Source organism: Candidatus Paceibacterota bacterium (assembly GCA_028711505.1).
In the GTDB taxonomy this organism is placed as follows: domain Bacteria; phylum Patescibacteriota; class Minisyncoccia; order JAHISW01; family Tagabacteraceae; genus JAQTSC01.
Window position 1 is genome coordinate 18600 of the sequence record JAQTSC010000007.1, and the last position, 13952, is coordinate 32551.

16 protein-coding genes are annotated in these 13952 nt (G+C 39.1%); 12 read left to right on the top strand and 4 right to left on the bottom strand.

Going from position 1 to position 13952, the window contains the following annotated elements; genetic code table 11:
- Window position 1: 1 nt before the first annotated feature.
- The 9 genes from PHC85_03135 (at window position 2) to PHC85_03175 (ending at window position 9023) form a co-directional block, all read left to right on the top strand.
- On the top strand, window positions 2–1948 hold the full coding sequence (locus tag PHC85_03135) for a hypothetical protein (GenBank protein MDD5033075.1): 1947 nt from the start codon (window positions 2–4) through the stop codon (window positions 1946–1948).
- Window positions 1949–1978: 30 nt separating this feature from the next.
- The gene (locus PHC85_03140; GenBank protein ID MDD5033076.1) at window positions 1979–2767 is read left to right on the top strand and encodes a hypothetical protein; all 789 of its coding nucleotides are present in this window, start codon (window positions 1979–1981) and stop codon (window positions 2765–2767) included.
- A 36-nt stretch (window positions 2768–2803) separates the two neighbouring features.
- Window positions 2804–3229 carry a PrgI family protein gene (locus tag PHC85_03145; protein MDD5033077.1) on the top strand — a complete coding sequence of 142 codons (426 nt, stop codon included), beginning with the start codon at window positions 2804–2806 and terminating at the stop codon, window positions 3227–3229.
- A gap of 5 nt (window positions 3230–3234) precedes the next feature.
- Window positions 3235–3912: a hypothetical protein gene (locus PHC85_03150; protein ID MDD5033078.1), complete on the top strand. Its 678-nt coding sequence runs from the start codon at window positions 3235–3237 to the stop codon at window positions 3910–3912.
- A 4-nt stretch (window positions 3913–3916) separates the two neighbouring features.
- Window positions 3917–5725: a DUF87 domain-containing protein gene (locus PHC85_03155; GenBank protein MDD5033079.1), complete on the top strand. Its 1809-nt coding sequence runs from the start codon at window positions 3917–3919 to the stop codon at window positions 5723–5725.
- Between the two features lie 10 nt (window positions 5726–5735).
- Window positions 5736–6068, top strand: coding sequence for a hypothetical protein (locus tag PHC85_03160; protein MDD5033080.1), 333 nt, complete (start codon window positions 5736–5738; stop codon window positions 6066–6068).
- 47 nt (window positions 6069–6115) lie between these two features.
- Window positions 6116–7081, top strand: a complete 966-nt coding sequence (locus PHC85_03165; protein ID MDD5033081.1) for a hypothetical protein — start codon at window positions 6116–6118, stop codon at window positions 7079–7081.
- Window positions 7082–7155: 74 nt separating this feature from the next.
- Window positions 7156–7821, top strand: a complete 666-nt coding sequence (locus PHC85_03170; protein MDD5033082.1) for a pilin — start codon at window positions 7156–7158, stop codon at window positions 7819–7821.
- Window positions 7822–7829: 8 nt separating this feature from the next.
- Window positions 7830–9023, top strand: a complete 1194-nt coding sequence (locus PHC85_03175) for a hypothetical protein (GenBank protein ID MDD5033083.1) — start codon at window positions 7830–7832, stop codon at window positions 9021–9023.
- A gap of 62 nt (window positions 9024–9085) precedes the next feature.
- On the opposite strand, the gene PHC85_03180 is transcribed toward PHC85_03175, so the two are convergent.
- Genes PHC85_03180 through rpmH form a run of 4 tightly spaced genes read right to left on the bottom strand, consistent with a single transcriptional unit; the run spans window position 9086 to window position 10798 of the window.
- Complete coding sequence (locus PHC85_03180; protein ID MDD5033084.1) at window positions 9086–9559, bottom strand: hypothetical protein; 474 nt, start codon at window positions 9557–9559, stop codon at window positions 9086–9088.
- Complete coding sequence (locus PHC85_03185; protein MDD5033085.1) at window positions 9510–10280, bottom strand: YidC/Oxa1 family membrane protein insertase; 771 nt, start codon at window positions 10278–10280, stop codon at window positions 9510–9512. The genes PHC85_03180 and PHC85_03185 overlap by 50 nt, the downstream gene beginning before the upstream one ends.
- An 8-nt stretch (window positions 10281–10288) precedes the next feature.
- Complete coding sequence (locus PHC85_03190) at window positions 10289–10639, bottom strand: ribonuclease P protein component (GenBank protein MDD5033086.1); 351 nt, start codon at window positions 10637–10639, stop codon at window positions 10289–10291.
- Window positions 10640–10663: 24 nt separating this feature from the next.
- A complete protein-coding gene (rpmH, locus tag PHC85_03195; GenBank protein MDD5033087.1) occupies window positions 10664–10798 on the bottom strand; it encodes a 50S ribosomal protein L34 in 135 nt (44 codons plus the stop codon).
- 228 nt (window positions 10799–11026) lie between these two features.
- On the opposite strand from rpmH, the gene dnaA reads away from it, so the two are divergent.
- The 3 genes from dnaA to PHC85_03210 all read left to right on the top strand — a co-directional run.
- Window positions 11027–12400, top strand: a complete 1374-nt coding sequence (dnaA, locus tag PHC85_03200) for a chromosomal replication initiator protein DnaA (protein MDD5033088.1) — start codon at window positions 11027–11029, stop codon at window positions 12398–12400.
- Window positions 12401–12629: 229 nt separating this feature from the next.
- Window positions 12630–13733, top strand: coding sequence for a DNA polymerase III subunit beta (gene dnaN, locus PHC85_03205; protein MDD5033089.1), 1104 nt, complete (start codon window positions 12630–12632; stop codon window positions 13731–13733).
- A partial coding sequence (locus PHC85_03210; protein ID MDD5033090.1) for a hypothetical protein occupies window positions 13733–13952 on the top strand: 220 nt, incomplete at its 3' end. The genes dnaN and PHC85_03210, both read left to right, overlap by 1 nt.

Consider the following 13952-nt stretch of genomic DNA (forward strand, 5'->3'; position numbering starts at 1 on the left):
AATGAGTAGAGAAAAAACAAAATACGCAATTATTCTCGCAACGACGGCGTTATTCGTCGCTTTCGGGCCCTTTGGAATTGAAAAGGCTCACGCGGCAAGTATTTTGTGGTGGTCTGTTGAAGAAATAGTCGCAGGAATCGGGCTTCTCATGGAAACCCTTTGCGGTTTTTTGCTCTACCTCTCGGCAAGCGTTTTTGATTTCTCGGTAGAAACAAGCATAAACAATACTTCGATCTTTACCGGAGGAGCAATCTCGGCAGGCTGGGCTGTTTCCAGAAATGTCGCCAACATCGCCCTTATATTCATAATGATTTACATAAGCATCTCTACCATTCTCCAGCTCTCGGGGCCGGGAACAAAAACTCTCCTAACCCGCCTCATAATTATCGGGCTTCTTATAAACTTCAGCATGTTCATAGCGCAAACAGTAATAGGGTTTTCAAACAGTCTGGCGCAAGAATTTTATTCCGCCATGAAACCGGTAAATAAAGGAGAAATATCGGCCGTGTTCGTAGCTCAGATGAAATTACAGACAACCGACAATGTAGAAGGAACAAGCTTCGGATCCAACGGACAAAAGCCCACTGTCGTGCAAATTGCCCTTATCTCCATTTTCAGCTGCGCTCTTGAGTTAACTGCCGCTTTTGTTCTTCTCGCCGCCGCAGTAATGTTTATATTCAGAGCCGTTTCTCTCTCAATAATAATAATTCTTGCGCCACTGGCATTTGTGGCGATGATATTACAGAGAGGAGAAGCTAAAACATGGTGGACTCATCTTATAAATGAGTCGTTTTTCGCGCCGGCTTTTCTTTTTATGCTTTATATCGTCGCCAAGATAATAAACGATTCAAGTTTCAGCAATCTTTTTGGAAAATCACAGACAGGATACGCCGGGCTTGTGTTTGACCAAAAAAATGTCGGTTTGGTTGTTCAATTTTTGGTTATCATAGGGCTATTAACGCTTTCGCTGGCTGTTGCCAAAATGATGGCCGGAAAATCCTCTGAAATGGGACTAAAAGCCGCGGGTTATGTGCGCGGGAAAATTGAAGGTTATGCCGGTAAAATAGGCAAAGGAGTAGGCGGGCTTCCAGGAGCGGGCTTACGGCGCGCGGCAGGCAGGCCAATGGAAGCTTTCGCGACAGGAAAAGGAAAAGGGGCATTTACAAACTTCTTTGCCGGTGCCGGCAATTTGGTTAGAAAAACTCCCGTTCTTAGTCTGGCTAACCCTTATCTAGCAAAGAAAGCGGCCGGGGTAACTGCAACAAACAGAGCGAAGGTGGAAGAAGTGAAAAAGAAATACGACAATTATACCGCAGTGGAATTAAAAAACATGCTACCTACGTTGTTTGGCGGATTCGAACGCGCGGCCGCTATTTCAAAACTAGCAGAGCTTAAGGATTTAAAACCAGACGGACTGCTTAATCCCGAGCTCATAAAGCAATCAATCGGCGAATTGAAAAATTATGGAATGTCCACAAAAGCCATTGAATCGCTTAAGTGGCAATACGCGACAAAAGAAGAGGTGCCGGAAGTAGTAAAAACCTTGGATGCCGAAGCATTCGGAACTATTCTTTCCGAAAACAGAAAATCAATAGAAAAAGGAGACGCAGAACCGGCGTTTGATCATTTCTTTGGGAAAAAAGGACTGGAAGAAATATTAAAAGCCATGAACCAAGGATGGGCCAACAAACTTGCCGACGAGAGCGGCGGAGGAAGAGACAAAATAATAGAAACAATAGCCAATAAGGGCAAAACAAACATAGAAATAGCCGATAAATTCAAAAAAGAGGGCAATAATCGACTTGCCGCTCTTATGTTTACCCCTATTATAACCAACATGTTAAGCAATGCCGGAGTTGAGATTGAAGACAAAAAGAGCAAAAAAAAGATGCAAAAAACACCGAAAGAAGAGGCGGAAAGAAAATGGAAGGAAAAAGACTGGAGTTGAATTAACAAAAAATTTAGAAAATAAAAACAAATGGCTTTATCCAAAGAACAATTCGCTGAAAAATACAAAAATATGCCCGAGGACGTAAAAGAGGCTTATTCAAGCGTGGACACGGCTGAGATTCTCCAAAAAATAGGGAAAAATAACAATCTGGCGATTGTGGACGTCGGAGTTTTGGCTGACGAAACAGGGCTCTTAATGCTCGGAATAACTCTTCCGAATAAATTTGTCGCTAATCTTTCAGAGAGGCTGGAAGTTGACCAACCGGTCGCGCAAAAAATCGCGTCTGAAATAAACAGCGAAATTTTTTATAAAATTCGCGACTCGCTTAAAAGAATTCACGACAAAAATTTTCAGGAATTCGCTCCAAAAGAACCGAACACGGAACCTGCTCCCCGCCCCGCCGAAAAAATAATGCCGGAGATAATAAAGCCGACTTCTGTTTTCGCTCCGGAAGAAAAGCTTGAGATTAAAAAGCAGCCGATAGAACAGGAAGCGGAGACTGCCCTGAAAAAAGAAGCCGAAGAAAAAACGGAAAAACCGCCAACCCTTCTTTCCATTAATCCGGCTGAGATAAAACCAGAAGAGACAAAAGTTTCGGCCAATGACCTTAAACAGCAAATACCGAATATTATTGAACCGATAAAACAGCCGGAACAATCAAAGAACATTTTGGAGGAAAGAATGAAAAAAGAAATTTTCAGGTCGGCGCAGGAAATTTCCGAAAAACCGCACCCGGACGAAAAGCCGGCTGAACCGAGAAAAGAAGGGCAAAAATATCCGGGAGGGGCGGACCCGTACAGAGAACCCATAAAATAGGTTGGGCCAAAACAAGTTTTACAAAATAAATTTTATATGCAATTTCAGGTCCCTCAATTTATAGAAATAGAAGACAAGATATTCGGACCGCTTACCTTAAAGCAGTTTCTTTATCTGGCCGGCGGAGGAGCGGCTGTTTTTCTCCTGTATATATCCCTTCCGTTTTTCTTTTTTATTCTTGCCGCGGCGCCCGTCGGCGGCTTTGCCGCCGCGTTGGCTTTTTTAAAGATAAACAACAGGCCTTTTATAAATTTGGTTGAAAACGCGCTGCGCCATTTTTCCAGGGCAAAAATTTACGTATGGAAAAAAACGGAAAAACCCGTCGCGCGCGAAAAAATCAACCCTGAGCAGAATCAGTCCCCGCAATCTCCGCTCAACCAGACGCCGGCAGTCTCCAAAAAAAGATTAAGCGATTTGGCGTGGAGCCTTGATATTAAAAAAGATGGAATTGAACAAAGATAAAAAATATGCCGCCTAACACGTTAAAAAGCAAAGCGTCGCAGGAATTCGTTCCGATAAAGGAAATCAGAAACGGAGTCGTTATTCTTAACGACGGCTCTTTAAGGATAGTTCTTATGGCATCGTCAATAAATTTCGCGCTGAAATCGGCAGACGAACAGGAAGCTATCATTCTGCAATACCAGAATTTTCTGAACTCGCTTGATTTCACCGCTCAATTTTTCATTGAATCGCGCGGATTAAACATAGAACCTTATCTGGACACTTTGCGAGCCAGGCAGCAGGAAATAACTGATGAACTTCTTATGGTGCAATCACGCGAATACATAGAATTCGTCAAAGAATTTGTAAGCGCCAACCAGATAGTCAATAAAACTTTTTACGTGGTAGTTCCGTATTCGCCATCGATGCTTGAAGAAAAAGGCGGTTCGTTTTTAAACACGCTGAAAAATATTTTTGGAAAACAGAAAAAAGAAAAAACTCTGTCTCAGGAAAATTTTGAGGAAAACAAACTGCAGCTCCAGCAACGGGTTGAAACGGTAATACAAGGGCTTTCAAGAGCGGGAGTGCGATCCGCTCCCTTGAACACCGAGGAGCTGATAGAACTTTTTTACGGACTTTACAATCCGGGCGAAGGAGAAAAAGCTAAAATTCCGGAGTTAGAGCAGGATAAAACACTTCAATAAAAATATGCGTTTTTTTTCAACAAAAGAATCCGAAAACAACGAGAGGATATTGCCGGTCAATCCGGAGCAGATTTACAGCACCGGAGTTCTTGAACTCAAGGATATTGTCGCTCCTTCCGCGCTGGAAATAAATTCAAAATACGTGAAATTGGGCGATAAGCTGGCAAAAACTTTTTTCATTTTTTCCTTTCCGCGCTTTCTTTCCGTAAACTGGTTCTCGCCAATAATAAACCTGGACAAAATTTTCGACATTTCCATTTTTGTGCATCCAATAGACACTTCTTCCATACTGAAGCAGATGCAAAGGAAAGTTGCAGAAGTCCAATCGCAGATACACATGAGGGAAGAGAAAGGCCTTATCCGCGACCCGATGCTTGATACCGCGTATCAAGACCTTGAAGATTTGAGGGACAAACTTCAGCAAGCGCAAGAACGCCTCTTCAGTCTCGGGCTTTATATAACGATTTACGCCGAGTCCGAAGACGAACTCGCTTCTCTTGAAAAAGAAATCAAATCCTCCCTTGAATCAAAACTGGTCTACGCCAAACCGGCGCTCTTCCAGCAAGCGGAAGGCCTTGAAACGGTTTTCCCTTTTGGAAACGACCGCCTCTCGGTGAACAATAAAATGAATTCATCTCCGATTTCCAGCCTTTTCCCTTTTGTCTCTTTCGACCTTACTTCGAACAAAGGAATCCTCTACGGCATTAACAGGCACAACAACAGTTTGGTGCTTTTTGACAGATTTTCTCTTGAAAATTATAACTCTGTCGTCTTCGCCAAAGCCGGTTCCGGAAAATCATACGCCACAAAACTTGAAATTCTACGCTCTCTTATGTTTGACACAAGCGTTGTCATAGTGGATCCGGAAAGAGAGTACGAATACCTTGCGGAAGCGGTGGGCGGCAGATATTTCAACATATCGCTCGCGTCCAAACATCACATAAACCCGTTTGACCTGCCGACCCCGCGCGAAGACGAATCGCCTTCCGACGTATTGCGTTCTCATATAATAAATTTGATCGGGCTTTTCAGAATAATGCTCAGCGGGCTTACCCCCGAAGAAGATTCTGTTTTGGATCGGGCAATAACCGAGACTTACGCCTCGCGCGACATAACGCCGGATTCCGATTTTTCAACCAGTATAGCCCCCGTGCTATCGGACCTTGAACTTGTTTTGGCGGGCATGGAAGGAGGAGAAAGCCTGGCGCAAAAACTCAAAAAATACACGCAAGGCAGTTGGTCCGGATTTATAAACCAACCGTCAAACGTGGACATAGATCAAAAACTTATAGTCTTCTCGGTCCGCGACATGGAAGACGATTTAAGGCCGGTGGCGATGTACCTTATCATAAACTTCATCTGGAACGCGGTAAGAAAACAGCTCAAAAAACGGCTTCTTGTGATAGACGAAGCATGGTGGATGATGAAATCCCCCGACGGAGCTTCTTTCCTGACGCACATTGCCAAACGCGCCAGAAAATATTTTCTCGGAGTGGCGACAATCACGCAGGATGTGGGCGATTTTTTGGCATCGCCTTACGGAAGCCCCATAATAAACAACTCCGCAATACAGCTTCTTTTAAAACAATCGCCCGCGGCAATAGACCTTCTCCAGGAAACGTTCAAGTTAACCGAAGAAGAAAAATTTTTGCTTCTTGAATCCGATGTCGGCGAAGGAATTTTCTTTGCCGGATTGAAGCACGTTGCCATAAAAATAATCGCTTCCTATACCGAAGACCAAATAATAACGTCCGACCCGGCCCAGCTTTTGGCGATTAAAAGGGCAAAAAAAGAATTAGCAGAAGGAATGTAAGCCGGAAATTATGGACGAAAAAGAAAATAAAAAAGACGGGCTAGCGGGCAAAATAAATCCGCTTTCTTTCGGGAAAAAAGTTGCTGGCCACTGGCCTATTATTGCGATAGCCGTAATTTTTGATCTTTTGGCCCTTATACCGTTTGTAAGCATCATATTTAATTTTATCTTTGGAGGAATTTTATTTTTCTATTTTACAATTTTAAAAAAAAGTCCGGCTAAATCAAATGTGAATTTTTTAAGAATAGTTTTACCGATAGGTTTTGGCAGCGCGATTGATTTTATGTTAGGGGTGCTTCCGGTAAACACGGCGGCAACGCTTTTCAGGATAATGGCATCCTAAATTTATTTGCTATAATAATAAAAATGGGGAAAAACGTAAAATTAAAAATGGCATTTTCTTTGGTGATTTTAACCGCGTTGTTTTTTTTCGCTACTCCTTTAAAAACCCGCGCGCTGGGAGAAAATTTTGATCTTTCTCTGTTCCCCAACTATCCGAAGCCCGGAAGCGCTGCTTCCGCCGTCGTCTCCAGCCTAAATTTTGAGGTGGAAAAAAGCGCGATAATATGGACGGTCAACGGGAAAGTCAAAAGAAAAGGGACCGGCGAAAAAACCCTTAACTTCACCATGCCCGATTTCGGAAAAACAATAAAAATCGGGGTGGAAATAATAACGCCAGATAAAGAAAATATCGCAAAATCTGTTTCAATAACAGGAAACGACCTTGACCTTATATGGCAGGCGGATACTTATATTCCCTATTGGTACAAAGCAAACTCGCTGGCAGTGGTGGAATCTTTCGTAAATTTCGCGGCGATACCGCATCTTTTTCTAAACAACACCCTTCTTCAGCGGGATAAACTTTTTTACGAATGGTTTTTTGATTACGAAAAACAAAGCGGAGCTTCCGGTATCGGCAAAAATTCATTTAAAGCTCAAATCAAAAATTTTGACGACCACACCGTAACCGTAAAAGTTTCCGACTTGGGCAGAAAAACTTTAATCGAAAAAAGCGCGGTTATTTCAGCTTCAAAAACAAATCCCGAAATAATATTTTATGAAATAGAACCCCTGGCGGGAGTTGTTTTCGGTTCATCCGCGCCAAGTGAAACAAACCTGGAAAGCGAGGAAATTATTCTTAAAGCCGAGCCGTTTTTCTTTTCGCTTGATAAGACAAGCGATTACTCATACGAATGGGAAATGAACGGAAAAAAAATCAATCCTGAAGGAGAACACGGGACGATACATTTGAAAAAAAATCCGGGTATTTCCGGAACTGCTTTCATAAAATTAAGCGTACAAAATCTGAAAAAAATATTTCAATCAGCCGAGAAAACGATAAAAATTAATTTTTAATGAAAACAAAAACTGAAAAAAAATTTTTTGTCACCGCTTTCTTGGTAATTTTTTCCGTTTGTTTTTTTGTTCAAATGACGGCAGTCGCAAATGCGGAAGAAATCATAGGGCTTGAAGACAGTTCTTCCGATTCCGCGGATTCCTATTATTGCGATTATTGCGATGAAAACTATGGGGGAGAGACAGCCGGACAAACGGACCGGCCCGCGGGAAATACAACAAGTTTTGGAACACTCGTAAGCCGCGTGGTTACGTTTAGTATGGTTTTAGGCGCCATCCTGGCGGTTGTGGAAATCGTGGTGGGCGGTCTTGAATATATCGCCTCGGCCGGAAACCCCACCGCAAAAGAAAATGGCAAGAAACGTATTACGCAGGCTCTTTTAGGGGTTCTTATAGCTCTTCTCTCTTACGCGATTCTTTACACTATAAATCCGGATATATTGAATACGGGGCTCGGATTACAGCCGGTTGTTATACAAAAAGCGCCTGCGACAAGTTCTTCTAAACAAACTCAACAGCAAACAACCGGGGTAATAAAAGAATCCGCCGGTGAATGCGCCGCGTATTGCGCGCCCCTTTCTTCTGGTTATGATTCATCAACAAAAATTTGTTCCTGCAATAAAGCATTGTCTAAAACTTGTTGGACGGACGGAGTTGGTTTTTTTGCCGATGCTGAAAGCTGTTATTTAAATAGAACCGGGGACAAGTGCGCGCAAAAAAAGGACGCGGAATGTAAATAAAAAAATAGATGCCAAAAAAACTTCTCACGATAATAATAAGCGCAGGAATAATAATTTTGGGAACAGTGTCTTATTTTCTGTTTTTTAACGGTGGAAACGGAGGGCAAAACAGTCAAAACGACGAAGGGTTTTTTTCTTCTTTTTTCCCGGAAAGTTCCGATAAAGAATCGGCGGGGGGAGGCGGCGGAGAAGAAAATTTCGGTTTGGAACAAGCCGAAACGCAAACTCCTTCCGGAGTTTTAAGCCAAATATCCGATAAAGCCGTTGTCGCTCCTGTCTTTAACCCGTCCACCCAAAAAATCCAGTACTTTGACAAAGCGACTGGGCGGCTTTTTGAAACCGAAACAAACGGAAAAAACAAAAATCAACTTACCATAAACACCATTCCGGAAATTTTTGAAGCATTTTGGTCTTTTGACCTGAAAAACGCCGTGCTGCGTTATCCTGAAAACTCAAACGGATTTGAAACATTAAAAACTTTCCTTATAACAAACCTGGCGACTTCAACAGAGGGCGTATTTCTCCCGACGGGAGTCTCGGCTGTTTCTTTTTCTCCGGCTGAAAGTAAAATATTTTATCTTTCCGACAACGACACAAGCCATGGAATAATTGCCAATACGGAAAACCAAAACCGCAAAGAAATAATAAACCTGCCTTTTAAACAAGGACTCGTGGAATGGCCGCAGTCCGATGTAATAACCGCGCTGACAAGGCCGACGGCTTTGGCGGAAGGATATTTTTACAAAATAAATCCGAAAACCGGAGCTTTGTCAAAAATAATAGACGGAAAAGGCCTGACCGCTGTTTATTCAAAAAAAGGCGAAAAAACTTTGTATAGTCTGTTAGACGGCGAAAACGAAATAGCGACCCGAATTTACGACAACAAAGATAAAACAACAATAACTCTTGGAATAAAAACTTTTCCTGAAAAATGTTTGTTCAGTAAAAACAGCGAAGATATAATTTATTGCGCTGTTCCCGATTTTCTGGCGGCAGGCGATTATCCCGAAGCATGGTATAAAGGTCTTGTTTCATTTTCCGATTCTTTGTGGCAACTGGACGTCAAAACCGGCGCGGCAAAACTCATTTTGAAAAACACGGGGCTTGATATAATAAATATTTTTACCGACGCCAGTGAGGAGGTCTTTTTCTTCCAGAACAAAAAAGACGGCGTTTTGTGGAGAGTGGAATTATCCAAATAAAAAATTCTGTTTCAAAAACAAACACAGCTCCGGCAATTGCCGGAGCTGTGTTTGTTTGAGCATCAAGGATAAGGTTTTATCACCACTTGCCTTCTCGGTTCACTGCCTTTGCTTTCCGTCGTTATATCGGGATAATCGGACAGTATGGCGTGTATCACGCGTCTCTCAAATGAACTCATCGCCCTAAGCGCGACTTCTTTTTTGAAAAATCTGACTCTTTGCGCGTTTACTCTCGCTATGTTTTTTAAATCTTCTATTCTTTTGGTCTGATAATCATTTACATCCAAAGAAAAAGCGAAAGCCGTTTCGTCCTTGTCAACTTCTTTGCCGATTATTTTTTTTATAATGTGATTGAAGGAAACCAATGTTTTTCCATTTTCTCCTATCAAAAGCCCCCCCTCATGCGTCCTTATAATAAACTGAAATCCGTCTATATTTTCAATTACTTCCACTTGGCCCAAAACATTCATCTTTAAAAGCAGTTCCTCAATAAGATTTTTTATTTTTTCTATTTTCTCTTTCTTTATTTCCGCCATAAGCCGCTCTTTTCTTTGAAATTATAATTTCGTGTACTATAGCAAATACATTGGCGGTTGTCCAATAAAGAGGGAGTCCTGACGCGAACCTTGTTGCCACGAAAAAAATTACCACAGGCATGATATATTTCATCTGCATACTCATGCTTTTTTGTAGCTCGTCCTTGAAAGAAAAGTTTCCGTTTCCGGACTTCGGCTTAACCGAAATACCGGGCATTGAAAGTTTTACCTGGAAAAACTGGGTAATAGCCGCCAAAAAAGAAATCAAATAACTTGATTTGGATACGTCGATGAAACCAAAAAGGAGAGAACCGACTTCTGTCGGGCGTTCTACAAACGAATAAAAAATATCCGCGTCAAATATCGGATTATTTCTAAGAATAAAAAAAAGCGCTAAAAAAACCGGTATCTGAATTAAGACCGTAAAAAAACTGAAAAAGGGCCTTATTTCTTTCTCCCGATAAAGCGCCATTGTTTGACGCGCCTGTTCTTCTTTGTTGTTTTTAAATTTTTCCTTTATTTCGCGGATAGCCGGTTCTATTTCCCTCATTTTTATTTGAGTTACGGAAGAGCTGTGATTGAAAGGAAGAAGTATGGTCCTTACCATCAAGGTCAAAATAATTATAGCCAAGCCGATGTCATGACCGGGCAGTATGTTGGTTAAAAAAGCCAACCCGTTGTAAAGCGGTTCGTAAAAAATCAAATGATAAAGATAGGTCATTGTTTTATTTAATTTTTATGCCCATGAAATTCTTTAATAAATCGCGCAAATTCTTCATTTGTTTCTTTAAAAGAAATAATTGCGGCGCTTTTCTGCGGATAAACCACCACAATTAATCCTTCAGAAAACTCTGAGATATTTTTAAAAAGAATGTTTTTTATTCTGCGCCTCAATTTATTCCTTAAAACGGCTTTTTTTGAAACAGCCGCCGGAATCACGACGCCAAAACGCGCGGGGCTAGAAAAAAATTCCGATTTGCAAACCGTGATTCTAAAATCAGGAAAAGAAAAAACTCTTTTTTTCGCTTTTTTTAAAAAAGAAAAATCTGATTTTCCAAGCCTGTTTTTTTTCGGCAGCATGAAAAAAGACAAAGAATAACCGCGTTAAACCGTTACCTTTTTTCTACCCTTCGCCTTTCTTCTTTTTATGATTTTTTTGCCGCTTTTAGAGCTTGATCTCTTTAAAAAACCGTGGGTTTTGTTTCTTTTTTTCTTTTTTGGTTTATAAGTAAAAGACATAACGAATTTTATTATACTACGTTTAAACGAAAAAGGTCAACCGAAACGCGATTTCAAAGGTTAAATAACCGAATAGAACTTTTTAACAGTCAATATACACAAGTAATACACATGTTGTTAACATTTTATGAGAAATATCGCATTTTACGTTAAAATACCCGGCAAGGTATAATGCCTTATGTGGAAGATCCCTATTTTATGCTTTGACGATTTAAACAAAAAACACCAATGAATTCAACAACAAACCAGGAGCTTTGGGAAAGGGTTTTGGGCGAAGTTAAAACTATCGTTTCTAACGCCAATTTCAACACTTGGTTCCAAAAGACAAGCCTTAAAGACACCAAAGACGGGATTGTTTGGATAAATGTTCCAAATAGTTTTACCAAAGAATGGCTTAAAAATAAATATGATAAATTTCTTCTGGGTATTTTAAGAAAAATCGACCCTTCTACAAAAATAGTTGAATATGTAATATACAGCCAGCCTCAAAACGAACCAGAAAAATCTATTTCCAAATTTAAAATTCCATTTTCCGAAAAAGAAGAGGTCCCCCAGTTGGAATTCAATGATTTTTACAAAAGCGAAGATTCTTTAAACCCGAGATACACATTTGAAAATTTTATTGTCGGATCTTTTAACGAACTCGCCCACGCCACGGCAGTAGCGGTAACCAACAACCCCGGCACTGTTTACAATCCCCTTTTTATTTATGGCGGCGTCGGTTTGGGTAAAACTCATTTAATTCAGGCAATTGGCAATAAAATAAAAGAAGGTCTTAAAAATTCAAAGATAAGATACACAACTTCGGAAAAATTCGCCAACGAACTCATACAATCCATTCAAAACAATAAAACATACGAGTTTAAAGAAAACTACAAAAAATACGACGTCTTAATAATAGACGATATACAATTTTTGTCGGGAAAAACAAAAACACAGGAAGAATTCTTCCATGTTTTTAACACTTTGTATGAAAAAAATAAGCAGATAATTTTTTCTTCCGACAGGCCTCCAAGATCAATACCGGACTTGGAAGAACGGCTTAGGTCAAGATTTGAGGGCGGAACAATGGCTGATATTTCAGAACCGGAGCTGGAAGCCAGAATAGCCATCTTAAAATCAAAAGCTCAATTTAAAAACATTGATTTGTCTGGAGATATTGAAGAATATATAGCGACAGCCGTAAAAAACAATATTAGGGAGCTTGAAGGAGTGTTAAACCTTATATCCGCAAAATCAAAATTATTAAACAAAAACCTCTCTATTCAGGAAATAAAGGATTTAATAGATAAAAACCTCATTTATACCCGTAAAAAAGTCACTTTTACGAAAATAATAAAAGTGGTCGCTGATTTTTACGAAACACCGGAAGAAAGCCTTTTTGAAAAATCCAGAAAAAAAGAATTTGTTGTGCCAAGACAAATAGCAATGTATCTTTTAAGAGAAGATTTTAATGGTTCTTATCCTTATATCGGACAAAAGTTTGGCGGAAGAGACCACACTACTGTTATTCATGCTTACGAAAAAGTATCAAATGATATAAAAAAAGATCAGCAGTTAAAAACAGATATCCAAAAAATAAGAGATTTACTGTATAAGTAAAGTTGTTGAAAAAATGTTTATAAGTAAGTTGTATTACTGTGAATAATTTTTTAAAACAACAAACAATAGAAAAAGAAAAACACATATTATCTTTTAGTTCTCCACAGGTTGTTAAAAAAGAAAGTAAAAAATATTTATATTTTTAATTGATTTTTTAACATATCAACAATTCCACAAGATTAATAATAATAATAAATTTATTTAATTAAACTTCTTTAATACTATTATCATGCGTGCTGTTTGTGAAAAAAAATATCTTCAAAATGCTTTAATACTAAGCGAAAAAATAGCCGGTAAAAACAACACCTTACCGATATTAAACGCGGTGCTTTTGGCGACCGAAAAAAAATCAATAATTTTTTCGAGTACTAATTTGGAAATAGGCCTTAAAATATCAATTCCGGCAAAAATTGAAAAAGAGGGGGTTGTGGCTGTTTCGGCAAAACTTTTTTCATCTTTTGTTTCTTCTTTTAATGAAAACGAAGAAATGATCATTGATACCGTAAATAATAACCTTGTTTTATCGACAAAAAACAGCTCAACAACCATAAAAGGATATAATCCGAGCGACTTTCCTATTTTGCCAAAAATAAGCGAAAAGAAATCTTTTATTGTTTCTGCTTTTGATTTTGTTTTGGGTTTAAGGTCTGTTTTTTATTCTTCTTCTCTTTCTGAGACAAAACCGGAGATAAACAGTGTTTATATTTATTCTTCTTCAAAAACACCATTAACTTTCGTGGCAACCGATTCATTCAGGCTTGCGGAGAAAAAAATACCTTATAATTTAAACGATTTCTCTAATTTTTTAATCCCTTATAGAAATGTCATTGAAATACTTAAAATTTTTGAAAATCAGGAAGGAGATTTAACCATAAAAACAGATGACAACAACCTGAATATTTCTTCAAAAAACATAGAGCTCACCTCAAGATTAACAGACGGGACATTCCTTGATTACAAACAAATAATACCGAATAATTTTATAAACACAGCCCAGGTCAATAAAAAAAGATTTATAGACGCGATAAAAACATCATCTCTTTTTTCCGGAAAACTCAACGAAGTTAAGATAAAAATATATAAAAACGAAAGTTTTTTGGAGATACAAACCTCTAACCCGGATTTTGGGGAAAACACCATAAACATACCGGCTAAAACCGAAGGAGAAGATTTAGTGATGGTTTTTAACTATAAATATCTTATTGATTCAATTCAGTCTTTTAAAACAGAGGATCTCTTTTTTAAATTTAGCGGCGAAGGCAAACCTCTCCTTATAACCGGTTTTGGCGACAATTCTTTTGTTTATCTTGTGATGCCGATGAAAGATATCTAATGAAAAAAGTATCCGATTTTTTGTTTAAATTTTTTAATTTCCCTCCCCCAAGCGAATTAATAGAAGGTGAAATTAAGAAAATAATTGAAAATGAACTCGGTATAAAACCCGAGTTTTATAAATTAAGCGTTAAAAACAAAAAAATTTTTCTATCTTCTGTAAATCCCGTGATTAAAAACGAGATTTACATAAATAAAAACAAAATTCTGAAGAAAATAT

What these genes read in the sequence shown, in the direction of transcription:
- dnaN (MDD5033089.1), top strand. Translation starts at nt 12,630, where the DNA reads ATGCGTGCTGTTTGTGAAAAAAAATATCTTCAAAATGCTTTAATACTA.
- PHC85_03175 (MDD5033083.1), top strand. Translation starts at nt 7,830, where the DNA reads ATGCCAAAAAAACTTCTCACGATAATAATAAGCGCAGGAATAATAATT.
- PHC85_03140 (MDD5033076.1), top strand. Translation starts at nt 1,979, where the DNA reads ATGGCTTTATCCAAAGAACAATTCGCTGAAAAATACAAAAATATGCCC.
- PHC85_03170 (MDD5033082.1), top strand. Translation starts at nt 7,156, where the DNA reads ATGACGGCAGTCGCAAATGCGGAAGAAATCATAGGGCTTGAAGACAGT.
- dnaA (MDD5033088.1), top strand. Translation starts at nt 11,027, where the DNA reads ATGAATTCAACAACAAACCAGGAGCTTTGGGAAAGGGTTTTGGGCGAA.
- PHC85_03150 (MDD5033078.1), top strand. Translation starts at nt 3,235, where the DNA reads ATGCCGCCTAACACGTTAAAAAGCAAAGCGTCGCAGGAATTCGTTCCG.
- PHC85_03135 (MDD5033075.1), top strand. Translation starts at nt 2, where the DNA reads ATGAGTAGAGAAAAAACAAAATACGCAATTATTCTCGCAACGACGGCG.
- PHC85_03180 (MDD5033084.1), bottom strand. Translation starts at nt 9,559, where the DNA reads ATGGCGGAAATAAAGAAAGAGAAAATAGAAAAAATAAAAAATCTTATT.
- rpmH (MDD5033087.1), bottom strand. Translation starts at nt 10,798, where the DNA reads ATGTCTTTTACTTATAAACCAAAAAAGAAAAAAAGAAACAAAACCCAC.
- PHC85_03190 (MDD5033086.1), bottom strand. Translation starts at nt 10,639, where the DNA reads ATGCTGCCGAAAAAAAACAGGCTTGGAAAATCAGATTTTTCTTTTTTA.
- PHC85_03155 (MDD5033079.1), top strand. Translation starts at nt 3,917, where the DNA reads ATGCGTTTTTTTTCAACAAAAGAATCCGAAAACAACGAGAGGATATTG.
- PHC85_03185 (MDD5033085.1), bottom strand. Translation starts at nt 10,280, where the DNA reads ATGACCTATCTTTATCATTTGATTTTTTACGAACCGCTTTACAACGGG.
- PHC85_03145 (MDD5033077.1), top strand. Translation starts at nt 2,804, where the DNA reads ATGCAATTTCAGGTCCCTCAATTTATAGAAATAGAAGACAAGATATTC.
- PHC85_03165 (MDD5033081.1), top strand. Translation starts at nt 6,116, where the DNA reads ATGGCATTTTCTTTGGTGATTTTAACCGCGTTGTTTTTTTTCGCTACT.
- PHC85_03160 (MDD5033080.1), top strand. Translation starts at nt 5,736, where the DNA reads ATGGACGAAAAAGAAAATAAAAAAGACGGGCTAGCGGGCAAAATAAAT.